Genomic DNA, 19293 nt, shown 5'->3' with positions numbered 1-19293 from the left:
AATGATCTCCAATTCAAATCCGATTCAGTAAGTAAAAACTAATATAAGCATACACTGACTATTCAGGCTTCCGGAAACTGCTGTCTGAAACCAGAGTGGAATCATTCAGTGTGGCCAGAAAAGTCAGCAGGGCTTCTTTTTCTTCTGCGTTGAATACAATCGGCTGCTGAAGCTCCTTCGCTAACCCAGGGCTTTTTACGATTCCTTTTTCATAATGATCCAGAACCTCATGCAATGTCCCGAATCGGCCGTTATGCATATACGGATAGGTATACGCCAGGTTTCTCAGGCTGGGAATCTTGAACATCAGCCGGTCCTGCGGTTCCATGGTTTTGTTCCATTTGCCGTAATCTTTAAGGTCCGGATTTACCGGAAGTCCGTTATTGGCAAAACCATACCCTGAAAACAGCGGTTCGGTATGGCAGGAGTTGCAGTTCTTGCGGAACAGTTCATACCCCTTTATTTCTTTTCCTGTGAATGTTGCCTTTCCCTGCTTTACGCGGTCATATCTGGAATTAGCAGACACAATGGTGAGCTGGAACTGAGAAAGGGCTTTCATCGCGCGTTCCGCAGTAGCCAAGCTATCTCCGAAACTCCTGTAGAACAGTGTCCTGTACGCTTTGGAGGCATTCAGCTTGCGGACCACTGCATTGATGTCCTCCCCCATTTCTTTGGGATGGTTAATAGGCGCCAAAGCCTGCACGTCGATATTTCCTACCGAACCGTCCCACATGAATGTCTTTTGCCAGGCCAAATTAAAAATCGCCGGTGAATTACGGTCTCCTATTCCATCCTCAACACCTTTGCTCAGGCGGTTGCCGGCATCGGAGAAAGCATGTTCCTGCTGATGGCAGGAAGAGCAGGAAATGGTATTGCTCCGCGACAGCACAGGATCGTAAAACAGTTTCCTGCCCAGCTGTATGACCGCACGTTTTAACGGACGGGATTTGAAATCATATGCCGAAACAGGGAAATAGGAAGGATAAATGAGCGGAATATCCTGAAGGCTGTAAAAAGCCATCAGCACAAACAGCAGCAGCAATCCCGCAGGTTTCAGTTTTGAATTCACGGCAGTACAATCCTGTTTATGACAGGAGGTTTTCATCCACGAAATTCGGAAGCGTCACTTTTAAGTTGGGCTCAGCTTCCATAGCTCTTTTAATCGCGAATATGGCGCCTTCATTCCTGGCCCAGCTCCTTCTGGAAATTCCGTTGTTGACATCCCAGAACAGCATGGATTTCAGTCTGCGGTCCGCATCATCGCTGCCGTCCAGCAGCATCCCGAAACCTCCGTTGATCACTTCGCCCCAGCCTACACCGCCGCCATTATGGATGGACACCCAGGTGGCACCACGGAAACTGTCGCCGATTACATTATGGATCGCCATATCGGCGGTAAACCTTGACCCATCATAAATATTGGAGGTTTCCCTGTAAGGAGAATCCGTTCCGGAAACATCATGATGGTCACGCCCTAAAACTACCGGTCCGATTTCCCCGTTTCTGATCGCATTATTGAATGCTTCCGCAATTTTCATCCTTCCTTCCGCATCGGCATACAGGATTCTCGCCTGGGAACCTACAACGAGGTTGTTTTCCTGCGCCCCTTTGATCCACTGGATGTTGTCTTTCATCTGCTGCTGGATCTCTTCAGGAGAATGCTGCTGAATTTCTTCCAGCACACGGCAGGCGATTTCATCGGTTTTCTGCAAGTCTTCCGGCTTTCCGCTTGCACATACCCAACGGAACGGCCCGAAACCATAATCGAAGCACATCGGCCCCATAATGTCCTGTACATAACTCGGATACCTGAATTCCCGGCCAAGCGAAGGATGCTCTGCCATAACATCTGCCCCTGCCCTAGATGCTTCCAGCAGGAAGGCATTCCCATAATCGAAAAAGTAGGTTCCTTTTGCCGTGTGTTTATTAATAGTTTCGGCATGCCTTCTCAGGCTTTCCTGAACTTTTTCCTTAAACAGCTCTGGATTTTCAGCCATCATTGCATTGGATTCTTCAAAACTCTGGCCCGCAGGATAATATCCGCCTGCCCAAGGGTTATGAAGCGAGGTCTGGTCTGAACCGATATCGATGCGTAAATCTTCCTGGTCGAATTTTTCCCACACCTCAACAATATTCCCTAAATACGCCAGGGAAACAGTTTCTTTCTGCTGCTGTGCTTTTCTGACTCTTTGTGTCAATTCGTCCAGGTTATCATAGATTTCATTGACCCATTTCTGGTCATGACGGATTTTAGTGATTTTAGGATTGACTTCCGCACACACCGTCACACATCCGGCAATGGTTCCCGCTTTAGGCTGTGCACCGCTCATTCCGCCTAATCCTGACGTTACAAACAGTCCGCCTTTAGGTTCTTTTTTAATTTTCCTGAAGGCATTCAGCACGGTAATCGTCGTCCCGTGAACAATGCCCTGCGGGCCGATGTACATATAGCTTCCTGCGGTCATCTGCCCATACTGCGATACGCCTAAGGCATTGAATTTCTCCCAGTCGTCAGGCTTTGAATAATTCGGGATCACCATTCCGTTGGTCACCACCACTCTTGGTGCATCTTTATGGGATGGGAACAGTCCCATCGGATGGCCTGAATACATCACAAGCGTCTGTTCATCGCTCATTTCCGAAAGGTACTTCATCGTCAGGAGGTATTGGGCCCAGTTGGAAAATACGGCTCCGTTTCCTCCATAGGTAATCAGCTCATGTGGGTGCTGCGCAACGGCATAATCCAGGTTGTTCTGGATCATCAGCATGATCGCTTTCGCCTGCCCGGATTTTCCCGGATATTCTGAAACCGGCCTTGCCTTCATCTCATAGTCCGGACGGAAGCGGTACATATAAATCCTGCCGTACTGTTCCAGCTCCGCCCTGAATTCAGGCAGCAGCTCAGCATGGAATACAGGATCAAAATATCTTAAGGCATTTTTTAAAGCCAGTTTTTTCTCCTCTTCACCTAAAATTCCTTTCCGTTTCGGGGCATGGTTGATGGAGGTATCATATGGTTTCGGCTGGGGCAGTTCTGCCGGTATGCCCTGCCGGATCTGTTCCTGGAATGTGATGGTCGTATTCAAGTCTGTGATTTTAAATTCAAGGTTTTAAAGATATTCAAATTAGAAAATACCAAGCAAACAAAAGCCTGAAAATTCCTTCAAAATGGAAAAACAATCAGAAACAGAATGATTTCTGTATATGCCCGACTTACTATTTAAATCGAGAGTACGCTGATTTTAAAATCTTATTTCCCAAAACAGGATGCTTTGCCAAACCTTAAAAACGTTTATCGCGCGGCAACTTCGTTGCCGCGCGATAAACGTTTGATATGGTCTCACACCTTAATTATTATTCTTTACCAAAATCCACCCCGTAAACGTCCTTCCGTCCGGCAATGTGATCACATACCAGTAGCTGGACGTAGGAATAGCCCTGCCCTGTATGGTGCCGTCCCACACGATCTGCGTATTGGTATTCTGCTCGAAGATCAGCGCCTGGTAACGGTCGAAGACTTTAACATTCGTCATTTTGCTTCCGAAAACATGCAGGTTTTTAACGATCCACTGGTCATTTTTCCCGTCGCCATTAGGCGTGATGGCATTTTTGATATCCAGGATAACCCCATCCTGTTTGATGATGCATTTCCCTTCCGCATACTTCACATAGAATGTGGTGATTCCGGTAGGAAGGTTATAAAACACATTCCCGGTCTGCCAGGTGAGTCCGTCTATGGAATACAGGATCGGCTGTGATCCGGTAGCAAAAACGGTAAAGGCATTGCCGTCTGCGACCAGTTTTTCAATGACCGGAACATCATAATATTTCAGGGCAAAGGTATCGGTGTGTGAGCATCCGTTAGATGCCGTCACCGTAACGGTATAAGTTCCTGTTGCATTCACTCCCGACAAAGTATCGGTGGTTGAAACGATCTGACCGGAAGGATTGGTCCAGGTATAGCCGGTGATGATGTAATTTTCCACGCTCAGAGTATAAGTAAGGGAACCGTCCGGACAGATGTACTGGTCCGGAATATCAAACACAGGCGTTGATTTAAGCGACAGGTTGATCAGTACTTTTTCAGGACACAATCCCGGAACACTTACTTTAACATAAATCGTGTTAGGTCCCGTATTCTGATTAAACGGATAGGTATCCGGATTGGCAATGGCATTAGTGCCCGCATTAAGATCAGCCAGTGAAGCATAATACGTAAACGTCGCATTGGATCCTGCATACATCTGGCTTTCAAACTGTTTAAGATTCACAGTTTCAATCCCGTCATTGCCTGTATCACACACATTATTCAGCTGGAAAGGCCCTGCATTCTGAAGGGTAACTTTATTCCCGAATACAAAGCTGACACTGGCAATGTCGTTACAGCCGGGCAGATTCTGGACTTTCACCCATATCTGAGCCGGGAACGGCTGTGCGGAAAAGTTCTGCGGGTTGGCAATAGGATTGGCATTGTTCTGTGCATCCTGCTGCGTCAGGTAAAAAGCAAATGTGTTGGCTGCATTGGGCAGGTCTACCATCTGGCCGGTATAATTCAGCAGGTTGACTTCATAGCTTCCGTCCAGGTTTTCATCGCAGACCATAACGGTTGAATTAATGGCTTTCGGCGGAAAATAGGTATTCAGCTGGATCGACGCTATAGAATAACATCCTGTAGTGTTAGACTGGAACCTTGCCCAGACCGTCACTGTAGACACATTGGTCGTAACCGAACTGCCGATCTGTGCAGAAGCGCTTCCTGCATTGGCATCCGCAGCCGTATTGTAATAGGTAATGGTCATATTGGATACAGGCTGGGTATTCTGAGAAGCGATAAACAATTGCGGGGTAGCAGTATTCAGCTGGAAAGTCTCATTCAGGTCAAAATCCTCATCACAGATATTGAGGACGGCATTGTTCAGCACCACCGGTGGAAGGTAGCTCATCTGAATATTCAGCTGTGCGGCAGAAAAACATTCGCTGTTGTTGAATTTAACCTTTACATACACTGTAGCATTTCCCTGTACCGGAAACTGGGACGGATTGGTAATTTCACCTGAAAAAGTCTGGGTAGTTGCATTGTATGAAGCATAGTAGGTGAATGTAACATTGGACCCATTATAAATCTGTGGCTGGGCCAGCGTCAGATTGTAGATCTCCGTACCGTCATTATTGTTGTCGCAGATATTGCTGAGCGTAACCGTCACAGGTGAACTCACTGCCGGAGTAGATACCAGTCCAACAGTTACAGGATATACCTGTGAGCAATTATACGAAGTCACATTAACAAAAACCTGCTGGGTACCGTTCAGGGTAATGGCATTGACAGGATTAGTCCCGTTCTGAGCATCGCCCTGGGTGAGGTAAAATACCGCAGATGCATTCTGTGTCCCGATAACGGCTGCAGAAAACTGGTTCAGCTGAATATTTTCAGAATTATTGTTGCTGATATCGCATACGGTAAAGCTGGACTGTACGGCAACAGGATGGACAAGATTGATGTTGATCGGTCTCACGGTAAAGCACTGATCCGAAATTTCAAACCGCACATAATAGGTCTGGGTGACAAAATTCCCATTTGTGGTAATGGTCTGGTTGGGGCTGACAGGATTAGTTCCGGCCATCGCTTCCGTATAATCAGCATAAAATTCAGTTACAGGAACCGATGCAGGCGAAATCAGCATTCCCGCAGACAGGGTATTCAGGTTCACACTGATGTTATCGGTCCCGTTGAAACAGATGTATTCATTCTTTTCATTGGCCTGTATTTTCGTAAAAGTGACATTCATGTTTACCTGTGCTATGGCAAAGCATCCGTTTGGGGTCTGAACCCGTATAAATACAGGATACTGCCCTTCCTTGATTGTTGCCAGCACCGGTGCTAATCCTGCAATTGCGGCAGCATAGGTTTCGTATGCACTAAATGTCACACCCTGCTGACTGCTGATCAGCGGACCGATATTGACCGCAAAATCAAAGGGTTCCTTATTATCCGCATTAATATCACATATCGTATACGGATAAGTAATCGGTGTGTTAATATTGGCACCGGGCCTGAACTGGAAATGGACAGGCCCCAGAATATACGTACATGAACCATCCTGAAGCCTTACCCAAAGATTGGTATTGGCTGTAATGGTAGCGGTGGTAACACTGTTGGTGTTGTTCTGTGCATCAGCCTGGCTGAGGTAGTAGGTGTAGCCAGAAGTACCCGGAGGAAAAAGCTCGCCTCCAATAGCAGCAAGGTCATATCCGGGTTCTGTACCATCATTATTGGTATCACAGATTTCTACAGTATTCTTCAGAAGGTTCCTGGTCAGGAAATTGAGCGTAAGCACCGCTATCCTGAAACATCCCGGAACAGAAGGGTTCTGTATCCGTGCATACAGGACAGTATTGGAACTGACCGTGTAATTGTTAGGCAATGGATTCTGGCCGTTCTGAGCGTTCTGCAATGTCGTATAAAAACTGAAATTAAAATTTGCAGGGTTCTGGGAGGTCAGATTTTGCTGAAAACTGTTCAGACTGATGTTTACCGGAGCATTGCCACAGATATCCTGTGTAAAGTTTTTTGCCGCAGGGTATGTTGCATCAAAGGTCACCGGAAAATCATCCGTTAAGGTGAGTGTGCTGTTTCCGCAGCTGTTGAATACTACATTAGCCGTATATACTTCATTCTGAGCCGGGCAAACTGTAGCCTGGATTCCTGTTGCTACCGTCTGTCCGGCAGCATTGGTCCATGTCACCTGAGGCTGGATCACATTTCCGGTAGGCGTGAACCGCCATGCTTCCTGCGCAGCCTGCCAGTTGCCGGTATTCCTGGAAACCGGTGAAACGCCTTCCGTACCACTGCTGTTGATAATTCCGATCAGTGCATTTTCAAATTTCCTGGTCGGACAAGGAAGGGGCTTTTGATCAATAAATACATCGATGATATTGGTGGTTTCATTCAGGACAATCTGTGAAGAAGACCGGTCAGTGCATCCTGCGATCCTTCCTTCATAAAAGCTGATGATCAATTTCCTGTATGGTGCCGTTCCAATGACAGCATAATAGATTTCCGAAGGATCCGAAGCGGAAAACACCATGTCATGATATGCGCCGAAAACAGCATTTTTAGGAAGGTTGACGTTCGGGTTCTGTCCCTGAACATTCGGATAATTGATTTGTCCCAACTGGCTGAGATCAAAGGTAATCATCCCGTTGGATCCTACCACGAGAGACTCGTAATATTGATTGTAAAAGCAGAATTTAAAAGGCAGATCCAGCTTTTTCGCAAATACATCATCGTAATTGGCATTAAGTGCAGTCCCCTGATTGAATGCCAAGGCAGGATTGTAGGTTTCCTGGCTCACCTGGTAGCCTGTTGTTTCCTTAAGAACCGGATATTCAACATGAAGCGGCAGACATCCGTTTGAATCGAGAGTATTGGTACAGGTCACGTTAAAGCTCTCATTGCCGGAAGCATCTTTAACTTTGACATTCACCTGAGATTGTGCATACAGCAATCCCCCAATACATACTGAAATAAATTGTAAAAATTTAACCATATATAAAAACTATCTCTAAACAGAAATAAATTTATATATTTTTTCTTATTCATACCCATAAACAATTATTATTTTTATCTATTTAAAAATAAATTAATATGCATGAAATAAAATCAAAAATTTTCCCAATATAGTGAACATTAAAAAACCTTACTGAATTCAGTAAGGTTAACGGATTAAATCTGTATTTTCTTCTTCGTGGTTATCATCATTGTCACTGATGCTCCAGTAGTCATTCTCCTCATCGTCCAGGCCATTGTTATCCACAACTTCATCATCTTCAGTGCCCGGGATATCCAGTCCTTTGTCTATTTCGTCCTCATCGGTCACTTCATCCGGAATAGGATTTCCGTCACCGTCAAGGGGAATATGCTCTTCCTGATTGAAAATATCTTCTCCCGGACTGTAGTCCATCTGCTCTATTTTTCTTTCCTGTTCTTCAGGGCTGTTTTCTGATATCATAAGATTGTTATTTAGTGTTCAATGTTAAAATCAAAAATAGTTCCAAGCTTCTGCTATCTTCGGGAATAAATTTCCGGATTCACGCAATACGGCATTATTTCCCCGTGCGAATACGCAATTATGTTGAGGGCGGCAATACGTGCCATCCCATTCCGCGCTTCGCGGGTTGCTGAACCGATATGCGGAAGCACACATACCCTTGAGTGCTGCAGCAAAGGATCATCCGGCAACATAGGCTCAGGATCGGTAACATCAAGGCCAGCCCCCCAGATCTGTCCTGAGACCAGGGCTTCATACAGGTCTTCCTGCTGATGGAATCCTCCGCGCGCCGTATTGATGAATATTGCTCCGGGCTTCATCCGCTCAAACACGGAGCGGTTGAAAATCCCTCTGTGATCCGGACTAAAACTGGCATGGACACTGAGTACGTCCGAAACTTCAAGCAGCTCATCAAAAGAAACATATTGGGCATCAAGCAGCTTTTCTGATTTTTCGTTGCGGTGCCGGTTATGATAAACGATCTTCATATCAAAAGCCCGCTGTGCTTTAAGTGCCATCTCAAAGCCGATCCTGCCCAGCCCGAAAATACCCAGAGTTTTACCGTACAATTCCTGCCCTAAAGCATGCATCGGATCAAAATCTGTCCAGTTGCCGGCCCTTACTTTTTCAAAATTATAGCTTGCTCTCCTGGCCACGGACTGCATGAGTAAAAAGGCAACATCCGAAGTAGCCCTGCTCAGCACATCAGGGGTATTCCCAACAGGAATATTTCTGCGGCTCGCTTCCCAGACATCCACATGGTCAAAGCCCACTGAATACAGGGCAATAGCCTGAATATCCGGGCAACGTTCAAAAAAAGCCCTGTCATACCGGAACCTGCTTCCTACATTCAAAACAGCATCTGCATCGCGGCAATACTCCAGCCACTCATGGCGGGTAAGGTCCTGACTTTCCGGAAGAATGATGTCCATCCCCGCCTCTTCCAGCATCTTCATCCCTGTTTCAGGAATTTTCTTGGTAATAAAAACTTTCATTGCTATGATTTTTATGATCAGGTACTCACCTGAGAATTACCATAAGCAAACAATGACCCAAGATATGGCATTCGCCAAAAATTTCGGAATATTTATTCTGATATTAATCTGAGAAAGCCGTTTGGAATGGCTGTAAACAAACAGGACTTAAAAAAATTAAGTCCTGCTTTTATGATAGGTAAAAATTCTACTGATTGGTATTGCCGAGCATCGGAACAAATTTGTACGCCCCAAACTCCTCTTTTTCAAACTCCGTCTGAGATACTTTGGTAAAACGGTACAGAACCTGTTCATCGGTTGGCCCCAGCGGAATAACCATCGTTCCGCCCACCTTAAGCTGTTTCAGCAATTCGGTAGGAAGCACGGATGCGCCGCAGGTAACAATAATCTTATCAAACGGAGCAAAAGTCGGAAGCCCAGCAAAACCGTCCCCAAAGCTCTGGAATTTCGGGTACATGCCTAATTCCCTGAGTTTTTTCTTGGAAAAATCGAACAGGTCTTTCTGCCTTTCCACGGTATACACCTGTGCTTTCATAGCGAGAAGAACAGCGGTCTGATATCCGCATCCTGTCCCTATTTCCAGGATCTTTTCACCGGACTTTACCTGAAGGAGCTCCGTCTGCTCCGCTACGGTTGAGGGATGGGAAATGGTCTGATGGGCAAGAATGGGGAATGCACGGTCTTCATAAGCATAATCTTCAAAGATACTTTCAATGAACAGGTGCCGCGGAACGTCATTCATGGCTGAAAGCACGTTTTCATCGGAAATCCCGATCCTATACCGGAGATAGTCAACCAAAATCTTTCTTTTTCCTTTATGGACAAACGAATCATGCATCATGGGGTCATAGTTTGGAATCACAATACTAAGGCACAAAAGTAATAAAACAATCGGTACGGGTCAACCTTAAAAGCCCTGTACTGTTCTCCGGATTTATAAAATGATTATCTTTACCGAAATTTTAAAGGACTATGTTAAAAGCAGGTTTGGTAGGTGCCGGACACCTGGGCAAAATACATTTACGGCTTCTGAACCAGTCGGATCAATATGAACTGGTTGGGTTTCATGACAAAGATGCCGAAAACGGCAGGAAGCTGGAAGCTGAATTCGGATACCGGTATTTTGAGCATTTTGATGATCTTCTGGACCAGATCGATATGCTGGACATCGTAACCCCTACCATTTATCATTATGACTACGCTTTACAGGCCCTCCGTAAGGGACTTCATTTCTTCATCGAAAAACCGGTAACTCAGACCCTGGAAGAGGCGGAAGAAATCCTCAGGATGTGCCATGAAAACGGCATTAAGGCACAGGTAGGCCATGTAGAGCGGTACAACCCTGCATTCATGGCGACAAAAGAGTACATTAAGGATCCGATGTTTATAGAAATCCACCGCCTGGCAGAATTCAACCCGCGCGGAACGGATGTCTCTGTAGTACTCGACCTGATGATCCACGACCTGGATATCCTGCTGAGCCTGGTAAAATCAAAGGTAAAGAGCATCCATGCCAGTGGTGTATGCGTAGTAAGCAAAACCCCGGATATTGCCAATGCGAGGATTGAATTTGAAAACGGATGCGTAGCCAATCTTACCACATCCAGAATATCCATGAAAGCCATGAGGAAAAGCCGCTTCTTCCAGAAAGATGCATACATTTCCGTGGATTTTCTGGAGAAGAAAGCAGAAGTAATCCGGATGAAAGAGGCTCCGGAACAGCCTACTCCATTTGATATGATCATAGAAAACTCAGACGGCGAGAAAAACCAGATTCTATTTGAATACCCGAACATCCAGGCCAATAATGCGATTCTGGACGAACTGAATTCTTTCGCTGATGCCATCGTCAATAACAAAAATGTGGAAGTTTCGCTGGAAGACGGTACCGAAGCCCTGAAAGTCGCGCTGGAAATCATGAAACTCATTTCTCCATCCTCAAAATAGGATTACCCATTCATCAGCATTAAAAATACTAAGCATACACATAAAACCCTCCCATCCGGAGGGTTTATCGTTGATACTGACCCGGATGCTGTATCAGCATTAGAGACCGGTTGCCTCACCGAATGTTATTAAATTATGGTCAGGGTCAAGGATGGAAAATTCTTTCTGTCCCCATGGCTTACTGCTTAGATTTCCTGCCGGATGAATGGTAATTCCACGTTCTATATAAAGGTGATAGAGTTCTTCCAAACCGGAACATCGGACATAAACCTGACCGTAATTCTGTTCCGGAATAAGATCCTTAAACTCAAAGAAATGAATTTCTACAGTTCCGTTTTTCATCATCAGGTAATGCGGGAAGCCGTCCTTTGAGGCTTCAAATCCTAAGTCAGTATAGAACTTTTCGGTCATTGCCTTATGGCGCATCGGCAGTTTGGGAATTATACTTTCGATCATATTTTTTTGATCAAATATCATCATAATTTCCCATACCGGCACTTGACTGAAATCAAATACCGATGTTTGCCCTTACCCTGCTCAGCGTTTCCGGTCTTATTTTAAGGTAGGAAGCGATCATCGACAGCGGGAATGCCTGCAACAGTTGAGGCCTTGAAGAAAGTATATAAGTATATTTCCGGGCAGGATTCATATTTTCATCGTAAAGACCTATTTTAGCACTTAATGCATTAAATATTTTATTCAACAGCAGGAAATTAGGGGAATAAGCAATCAGCTGATGCAAATTTTCCAGCGTGAGTTCAGCTACCTCAGCATCAGAAAAACAGATGATGGCTGATGTTGACGGGATCTGGTTGATCAGGCTGTCCGCATTAAAAAGCCATTCGTTTTCCATGTACAGATCCGTAATCATGGTCTGTTCACAATCTTCACTGAAGTAAGACTGGAAGAAGGAACCTTTTCTAACAAAAAATATGGACCTTGAAATTTCACCAGGCCTGACCAGCGTTTCATTTTTGTGCACAGATTTGTTGACCAGCATCGTATGGAAAAGCTGTGTCTCAGCTTCTGAAAAAGACCCGAATTGTTCCAGCATATCAGAAATTATATTATTTCCATCCAGCATTCTTCCTCCAAAGGATATAATCGGGGTTTTGATTTTCCAGCTGTTCTATCTGATCTGCCGGAAGGATATCAGCGATCCTATCCTGCGGTAAAGCCGGAAGGTTATTTTCCTGCCTCAAAGTATTAAGCCGATCTTTATCCATAACCGGATAGATGCTGCCATCTGCGTTGAGCTGGGTACCGTATTGCTGAGGTTTCCCCTGAAAATACTGAATCCTGTCAAACAGAAAAGCCAGATTGGCAGGATTAATATCCTTTCGGCTTTCCAGCATTTCCCGGTATGAATCTTTCATAAAATCCGGATCTCCGATGGAGTGCTGAACGATCAGCCATGCGGCCTCAGCGGCCTCTTCCCCAACTTTTGAAATGGTAGGAAATCCGATTTCAGCAATGATTGCTTTTAGTCTGTCAGTATTTTCGCGGTGGACGCTTTCCATTTCCGGATGGTAACCCCCTCGTAGCGCATTCTCTTCCAGGAGCCTTTCCCGGACTGATTGATCAGAGGCTGCCATTCGGATCAGTTGATCAGAGAATTCATTTTTCATTATTATTCAGTTTTTGCAGTGCATTTTCAGCGCATAAATATATAAACAATTATGATCTGCATCCACAAATTTTGCAATAAATCAGCAATATAGATCAGGAAATATCAAATAATACATTTAAAAACAGCAATTAAACCAATTTGGTACAGTACCAAAGATGTAATTGTAGCATTTAAATTGATTTTCTGATTAAAATGATAAGGTGATGAATAATTTTTAAATATATTTGTCTGCAATAACTTAATTTCTTTAAACAAATCTCCTCATATTAAATAATCAAACCATTATGAAAAGAGCTATCGCATTGTCCGCTTTATTATTGTCTCAATTTGGGACATCACAGCTTTTAAAAACGAGCGGCCAGAAAATCGTGAATGACAAAGGTGAAAATATTCAGCTCAGAGGCCTCGGGCCCGGTGGATGGATGCTCCAGGAAGGCTATATGCTTAAAACCGCGGATTTTGCTGGTCCACAATACAAGATCAAAGAAAAAATTGCAGAGCTTACCGGTGAAGACGGAATGAAGAAGTTCTATCAGACCTACCTGAAAAACGGCATTACCAAAAAAGATATCGACTTTTTAAAACAGGCAGGATTCAATTCCATCAGGTTGCCCATGCACTATAACCTGTACACCCTTCCTATTGAAAAGGAGCCGGTGAAAGGCAAGGATACCTGGCTGGAGGAAGGCTTCAGGATGACGGATGACCTTCTGAAATGGTGCGCAGAGAATAATATGTACCTGATCCTGGACCTCCATGCCGCTCCGGGCGGCCAGGGCAATGACGTTAATATTTCCGATAATGACAAATCCAAACCGTCCCTGTGGGAAAGTCCTGAAAACCAGAGAAAAACTATAGCGCTATGGAAAAAGCTGGCCGAAAGGTATAAGGATGAACCATGGATCGGAGGCTATGACCTGATTAACGAGCCGAATATTAATTTCACCGGTAAAAATCCGAACGGAACCGATGAAATGTCCAATGCACCGCTCTGGAAACTGCAAAAGGAAATCACCCAGGCCATCCGTGAAGCGGATAAAAAACACATCATCATTATTGAAGGAAACGGATGGGGGAATAATTACAACGGGCTTCCGCCGCTTTGGGACAGTAATATGGTATTCAGCTTCCATAAGTACTGGAACAATAATGATGATGCAACCCTGAAATTTGCCCTTGACCTAAGAAGTAAACATAATGCCCCGATATGGCTGGGAGAAACCGGTGAAAATTCCAATGTCTGGTTTACGGAACTTATCAAGTTGCTGGATCGACACAACATCGGTTATGCCTTCTGGCCGATGAAAAAGATTGATAATATTGCCGGCATTACCAATGTAAAAATCACGCCTGAATATCAGAAACTGCTTGATTACTGGAAAAAAGGCGGTGAAAAACCATCAAGGGAATTCGCTACCAAAGCACTGATGGACATTGCAGAAGGCTACAAATTCGATCGCGTGGAAATTAAAAAAGATGTGATTGATGCAATGTTCAGGCAGACCACAGAGACCTCTACCCTGCCCTTTAAAAACCATCAGGCTCCCGGAAGGATTTTCGCTTCAGAATATGACCTTGGACGGATGGGTTCAGCCTATCTGGACAAGGATTACATCAACCTCTGGGTGAGCGATCCTGCCAAAAGATCGGAATGGAACTCGGGAAACCAGATGAGGAACGATGGTGTGGATATTTACCCCTGCCATGATCAGGTAACCAACCAGTACTACGTAGGCAAGACGGAGACCGGTGAATGGATGCAGTATACCATTCAGTCTGCATCCGATAAAAATTATATGGCTGAAATCCGTTATGCATCGCCAAATAATGCAAAAATCAGGATTGAAGATAGTACCGGAAATAAGCTGGCCTCTGTTTCCCTGCCGTCAACAGGAGGCAACGAGAAATGGAAAAGCTTTGCCGTAAAGAGTATCCATCTGAAGAAGAGAGAGAATAAAATCAGGATTGTTTTTGAGACCAGCGGACTCAACCTGAACTACATTGAACTGAAATAGAATATACAGTAATTCTGATACTGTTTAGTTTTTTGAAACAGGCAATAGTTCAGGAATATCATGATGGAGTAAAAAGATGGCTTATCCTATTGTAAGAGTTCCGCCAATTAAGTATTTTGGTAAGATAATAATCTAAAACAATTTACATGGACAATCAATCTCCTTTTGAACAATTTGACGAACTCAGAATTGATGCTTCAGGCAAACTTTTTCTTGCTGAGGCAGCGAAATGGACTACTTTTCTGGCCATCTTAGGGTATATCGGCATCGGGTTTATGATCCTGGCTGCCGTATTCATGATGTTTGTAGGTGCCTCTATGAGTTCTTACAACAGCATGATGCCTATGGGAGGCGGAATGGTATTTTCACTGGTCTATCTCGTAATAGCAGCGTTATATTTCATTCCGGTCAATTACCTGTACAGGTTCGGTTCCAATATGAAAACAGCTATCAATTCCAATAACCAGGCAAGCCTGACCAAAGCGTTTGAGTACCTTAAATCGCATTATAAGTTTATCGGCATCCTTACGATTGTCATGATGGGACTTTACATTTTAGCCATTATTGCAGGCATGTTTATGGGGATTGCCGGAATGGGTAATATCAGATAAACCCTATTATTTTATATCTAAATCCTTCTTTTCAGAAGGATTTTTTTTTAATATTACCTTATGAAAAAAATAAGCCTGCTCACCCTCCTGTTTTCCATCTGGACATTTGGCCAGCAAACCGTTCTGAACCAGAAGATACAATCCATCATCAGCAATAAAAAAGCCACCGTAGGCATTTCTGTCCTGGGTTTTGAAAATGGGTTTGCCTATCATAAAAATGCAGATCAAAAACTACCCATGCAGAGTGTCTTCAAGTTTCACATTGCAGTTGCGGTCCTGAATATTGTGGATCAGGGGAAGCTGTCACTGGATCAGAAAATTCCGCTTAATGCCTCCAATCTGCTTAAAAACACCTGGTCTCCGCTCAGAGACCGGTATCCGGATGGAAATCCGGGTGTTCCGGTGAGTGAAATCCTGGAAATGACTGTAGCCAAAAGCGACAATAATGGCTGTGATATCCTGCTTAATCTCCTGGGAGGAACAGATACTGTTCAGAAGTTCATGGACTCCAAAGGTGTAAAAGACTTTCAAATCCGTTATAGTGAAGCGCAAATGCACAAAGACTGGAATGCCCAATATTCTAATTATACTACAGCAGAATCTGCCACTGATGTTCTTAAAAAGTTCTATGACGGAAAACTGCTGTCTGAAAAGTCCACCGCTTATTTGATGAAAATAATGCTTTCCACCTCAACAGGGATGAATAAAATAGTAGAGCAGCTCCCGAAGAATACACCTGTGGCCAGAAAAACGGGAGCTTCAGGAAAAAACAATGCGGGATTAACCGGTGCTGAAAATGAAATTGCCATTGTCACTTTACCGAATGGAAACCATTACGCAATCGCCGTACTGGTAAGTGATTCAACAGAATCTGATGCGGTGAACTGCAGGATGATCTCAGATATTTCCAAAGCCGTCTGGGATGATTTGAATAAGTAAAATTTAAAGCTTAATTTTAAGCACACGAAATCACCTAAAACAAATCCTGTTATGAAAAAGCTATTGATCTTATCCTGCATATTCAGCTTCGCAACCATCTTTGCACAGAAAAGCGAAAATTACCTTCAGGTCGGCTACGCCAGCGTCTGCTGCGGAACGCCATCTGAAAAACCTGTGATAGACTACCTGAACAGTTTTAAGAAAAAGAACAGGGTAAGCACCCTGGAAATCCTCAAGCAGAGCGGACTGGGTCGGGAAGGAGAATATAACCTGTACATCGGTACCGACAGGCTGTCCGGAACGCAGAAAACGAACCTGATGAAAGGTTTGAAAGCGGCCATCGATGCCCAGAATAATTCAAGGAAAAAAGAGAGCGACGGAATGGTTAATTTTAATGTCAATGAGACCATAAAGAAAACAGATCTTTCCAAAGCAAGAAACCTAACGATCTATAAAAAATAATTTTAATTAAATAAGGAAAAATGATTCAGAACATTGTAGTTATCGGTGCAGGAACCATGGGGAACGGTATTGCACATACCTTTGCGCAAAGCGGTTTTAAAGTTAATCTGGTAGATGTATCCCAGGAAGCTTTGGACAGAGGCCTGAAAACGATCACCACCAATCTTGACAGAATAATTGCAAAGGGAAACCTTACCGAAGAACAGAAAGCAGAAACATTAGGCAATATCACCACTTTTACAGCGCTTCAGGAAGCAGCAGGAAATGCTGACCTGATTGTGGAAGCGGCTACGGAAAACCAGGACCTGAAACTGAAAATCTTCGGGCAGATGGATGAGTTCGCTCCGGAGCATTGTATTCTGGCAACCAATACATCCTCTATTTCCATTACCAAAATTGCTGCAGCTACCAAAAGAGCGGATAAAGTGATCGGGATGCACTTTATGAATCCGGTTCCTATCATGAAGCTGGTGGAAATCATCAAGGGGTATTCCACTTCAAAAGAAACGTTTGATGCTGTATATGACATGAGCAAAACCTTAGGGAAAGTGCCTGTAGAGGTAAATGACTACCCTGGATTTGTAGCCAACAGAATTTTAATGCCGATGATCAATGAGTCTATTGAAACATTGTACAATGGCGTAGCAGGCGTGGAAGAAATTGACACGGTCATGAAACTGGGAATGGCCCATCCGATGGGACCGCTTCAGCTGGCAGATTTTATCGGGCTGGATGTTTGCCTGGCCATCCTGAACGTAATGTATGACGGCTTTAAAAACCCTAAATATGCTCCGAACCCATTATTGGTCAACATGGTGATGGCAGGAAAACTGGGCGTAAAATCCGGGGAGGGATTCTATGATTATGCTGAAAGCAAAAAGGCGGAAAAAGTGTCCAAAATGTTTTTAAAATAGTATGGCATTTACTCCCGCTGTATTGCCTATCCGTAAAGTTTCCTGTAACCTGATAACGGTGAACCGTGATTAAACTTAAAGAAAAATATATTCAGACAGCATTGGTCATCATTACGGTAATGATGACCATTTTGCGTTTTCTGCTGAATGAAAAAGGCAGGATTACCCCGGACTCCATCCGTTTTATGCGCTTTGCCCGCCGCCTGCCGGAGATAGACAACACCATTGCCCCGCCCGGCTATCCCGCAGCCATCAGGCTGTTCACTTTTTTAGGTACGGATGAATTCTGGAGCAGTAAGATCATCGGGATTGTGTCGCTTTTGGGTATCTTTCTTTTTGCATGGAAAAAGAATTTTTATTTTCGGGAGGTGCTGATAACCTGTTCACTGTTCAGTTTCGTATCCATCTTTTCCTTTACTTTGAGTGAAGCGTTCATTCTTCCTTTTATTTTTATACTTCTTTATGTTTCGGATCTGGTTATACGGGAAAAGCTACCATTACGGAAAGCGGTCTTCTATCTTTCCTTTTTATTGATCCTGATGTATACGATCCGTTATAATGCGTTATTTATTATCGGGGCGTCCGGGCTTTTCGGCCTGGTTAGCTGGCGTAAAAAATATTCTGCAGCCTTTACCATATCGGCTGCTTTAGCCTGTATATATGTCGTAGCCTATAAGTTTCTTTTCATTGATTATTTTACCCAGGATTATATTAAAAACGTTCTGGAAGGTGGTTCTCAGAATATTCCCGAGCTTCTGACGGAACTGTTCCAGGGCTTATGTACTACTTTCAATCCGTTCATCCATATTGCCAGTCCGGGTGGCGGTATAGTCAATTATGGGATTTATGGTTTAGGCTTTGTCAATATTCTTGGTATGATTTGGCTTTTCATCAGATACAGGCTGAATCAGACCGAGTCCTACTTTATTTTCATTGGTGGCACAGGCATTGGCTGCATGTTCCTGGTCCAGTTCTTTTATCCGACGGACCCATTGGATTACAGGCTTCTGGCGCCGTTCAGTTTTCCTGTATGGATCATCTACTTCCGGAAGCTGTTCAATATTTTTTCTCTTAAAGTATATGCGGTAGGAGCATTAAGCCTTATGACCGGGGGCGTATTCACCTGGCTTTCCAAGGGCAATTACCTGGAGAACAGGAAAGAAGTGAGCCGCTACCTACAATCTGAAAAGCTGGAAACCGCTACCCTCAAGTTCTACGTCAATGGTCCGGATGATATGGAAGGCGGCCAGATGGCCGAACTTATCAGCACCGTAAATCCCAGAATTACAGTAGTAAAAACACCGGAAGACACGCTTAAAAGAACCACATTAACACATTATAAAGTTTTTCAAAAAATTAAAATCCACAAGAACAAATATCAATAATTTTATTATCTTTGGTTTAACGTTAAAACATTAAAAAAATGAAATTACCAAAGTTTTTATTAGCAGATAATTCGGAATTTCCAGAAGATTTATTCGTTGTTCATACGGAATATCCAAGGTTTATCCTGAATGTGGAAGAGGAAGAAGTAGAATGGCTGGATGATCTGGAAGGAGACGATGAAGAAACTATGGCAGATGAAGCGACTAAAGTGGTAGAAGCTGCATTCAAATGGTGCGATGAAGAGCTGGCTAAATACGATGACGAAGAAAACGAAGAATAAGAAAATCTTTATTCAACATACAAAAGGGACTCACTTGAGTTCCTTTTATTGTTTATATCTGTCGAT

Annotated in this window: 17 protein-coding genes; 8 read left to right on the top strand and 9 right to left on the bottom strand. The window is 43.9% G+C overall.

The features are described from left to right. Window positions 1-58 precede the first annotated feature (58 nt). The 6 genes from CGB83_RS18740 to CGB83_RS18715 all read right to left on the bottom strand — a co-directional run bounded on the left by CGB83_RS18740 (window position 59) and on the right by CGB83_RS18715 (window position 9881). Entirely contained in the window at window positions 59-1105 is a 1047-nt protein-coding gene (locus CGB83_RS18740; RefSeq protein WP_100077205.1) for a cytochrome-c peroxidase, read from the bottom strand. Next, entirely contained in the window at window positions 1086-3074 is a 1989-nt protein-coding gene (locus CGB83_RS18735; RefSeq protein ID WP_100077664.1) for a urocanate hydratase, read from the bottom strand. The genes CGB83_RS18740 and CGB83_RS18735 overlap by 20 nt, the downstream gene beginning before the upstream one ends. A 273-nt stretch (window positions 3075-3347) precedes the next feature. Continuing rightward, window positions 3348-7547: a T9SS type B sorting domain-containing protein gene (locus tag CGB83_RS18730; RefSeq protein ID WP_100077204.1), complete on the bottom strand. Its 4200-nt coding sequence runs from the start codon at window positions 7545-7547 to the stop codon at window positions 3348-3350. A gap of 168 nt (window positions 7548-7715) precedes the next feature. Beyond that, the gene (locus CGB83_RS18725) at window positions 7716-8009 is read right to left on the bottom strand and encodes a hypothetical protein (RefSeq protein ID WP_100077203.1); all 294 of its coding nucleotides are present in this window, start codon (window positions 8007-8009) and stop codon (window positions 7716-7718) included. Window positions 8010-8062: 53 nt separating this feature from the next. After that, entirely contained in the window at window positions 8063-9043 is a 981-nt protein-coding gene (locus tag CGB83_RS18720; protein WP_100077202.1) for a 2-hydroxyacid dehydrogenase, read from the bottom strand. Between the two features lie 187 nt (window positions 9044-9230). Then, on the bottom strand, window positions 9231-9881 hold the full coding sequence (locus tag CGB83_RS18715; protein WP_100077663.1) for a protein-L-isoaspartate(D-aspartate) O-methyltransferase: 651 nt from the start codon (window positions 9879-9881) through the stop codon (window positions 9231-9233). Window positions 9882-10015: 134 nt separating this feature from the next. Between CGB83_RS18715 and CGB83_RS18710 the strand changes: the two genes are divergently transcribed. Further along, window positions 10016-10990 carry a Gfo/Idh/MocA family protein gene (locus tag CGB83_RS18710; protein WP_100077201.1) on the top strand — a complete coding sequence of 325 codons (975 nt, stop codon included), beginning with the start codon at window positions 10016-10018 and terminating at the stop codon, window positions 10988-10990. A gap of 99 nt (window positions 10991-11089) precedes the next feature. On the opposite strand, the gene CGB83_RS18705 is transcribed toward CGB83_RS18710, so the two are convergent. The 3 genes from CGB83_RS18705 to CGB83_RS18695 are packed head-to-tail and all read right to left on the bottom strand — an operon-like array spanning window position 11090 to window position 12618. Continuing rightward, a complete protein-coding gene (locus tag CGB83_RS18705) occupies window positions 11090-11446 on the bottom strand; it encodes a bleomycin resistance protein (protein WP_100077662.1) in 357 nt (118 codons plus the stop codon). A 52-nt stretch (window positions 11447-11498) separates the two neighbouring features. Further along, window positions 11499-12044, bottom strand: coding sequence for a Crp/Fnr family transcriptional regulator (locus tag CGB83_RS18700; protein ID WP_157761464.1), 546 nt, complete (start codon window positions 12042-12044; stop codon window positions 11499-11501). Between the two features lie 13 nt (window positions 12045-12057). Beyond that, a complete protein-coding gene (locus tag CGB83_RS18695) occupies window positions 12058-12618 on the bottom strand; it encodes a DUF6624 domain-containing protein (protein WP_100077199.1) in 561 nt (186 codons plus the stop codon). Window positions 12619-12904: 286 nt separating this feature from the next. Between CGB83_RS18695 and CGB83_RS18690 the strand changes: the two genes are divergently transcribed. The 7 genes from CGB83_RS18690 to CGB83_RS18660 all read left to right on the top strand — a co-directional run bounded on the left by CGB83_RS18690 (window position 12905) and on the right by CGB83_RS18660 (window position 19227). After that, window positions 12905-14635 (top strand): cellulase family glycosylhydrolase, encoded by a 1731-nt coding sequence (locus tag CGB83_RS18690; protein ID WP_100077198.1) that lies wholly within the window; start codon window positions 12905-12907, stop codon window positions 14633-14635. 146 nt (window positions 14636-14781) lie between these two features. Further along, the gene (locus CGB83_RS18685; RefSeq protein WP_100077197.1) at window positions 14782-15246 is read left to right on the top strand and encodes a DUF5362 family protein; all 465 of its coding nucleotides are present in this window, start codon (window positions 14782-14784) and stop codon (window positions 15244-15246) included. 60 nt (window positions 15247-15306) lie between these two features. Beyond that, the gene (gene bla-A / locus CGB83_RS18680) at window positions 15307-16185 is read left to right on the top strand and encodes a CGA/CIA family class A beta-lactamase (protein WP_100077196.1); all 879 of its coding nucleotides are present in this window, start codon (window positions 15307-15309) and stop codon (window positions 16183-16185) included. A 51-nt stretch (window positions 16186-16236) separates the two neighbouring features. Continuing rightward, window positions 16237-16647: a hypothetical protein gene (locus tag CGB83_RS18675; RefSeq protein WP_100077195.1), complete on the top strand. Its 411-nt coding sequence runs from the start codon at window positions 16237-16239 to the stop codon at window positions 16645-16647. A 23-nt stretch (window positions 16648-16670) separates the two neighbouring features. Next, window positions 16671-17561: a 3-hydroxybutyryl-CoA dehydrogenase gene (locus CGB83_RS18670; RefSeq protein WP_172954742.1), complete on the top strand. Its 891-nt coding sequence runs from the start codon at window positions 16671-16673 to the stop codon at window positions 17559-17561. A 65-nt stretch (window positions 17562-17626) separates the two neighbouring features. Further along, the gene (locus CGB83_RS18665; protein WP_100077193.1) at window positions 17627-18946 is read left to right on the top strand and encodes a hypothetical protein; all 1320 of its coding nucleotides are present in this window, start codon (window positions 17627-17629) and stop codon (window positions 18944-18946) included. Between the two features lie 38 nt (window positions 18947-18984). Then, window positions 18985-19227 (top strand): hypothetical protein, encoded by a 243-nt coding sequence (locus CGB83_RS18660; RefSeq protein WP_100077192.1) that lies wholly within the window; start codon window positions 18985-18987, stop codon window positions 19225-19227. Window positions 19228-19293 lie beyond the last annotated feature (66 nt).

The sequence above is a fragment of the Chryseobacterium camelliae genome (assembly GCF_002770595.1).
In the GTDB taxonomy this organism is placed as follows: Bacteria; Bacteroidota; Bacteroidia; order Flavobacteriales; family Weeksellaceae; genus Chryseobacterium; species Chryseobacterium camelliae.
Note: the sequence above shows the minus strand (reverse complement) of the source record. Positions and strands in the feature narration are given on the sequence as shown.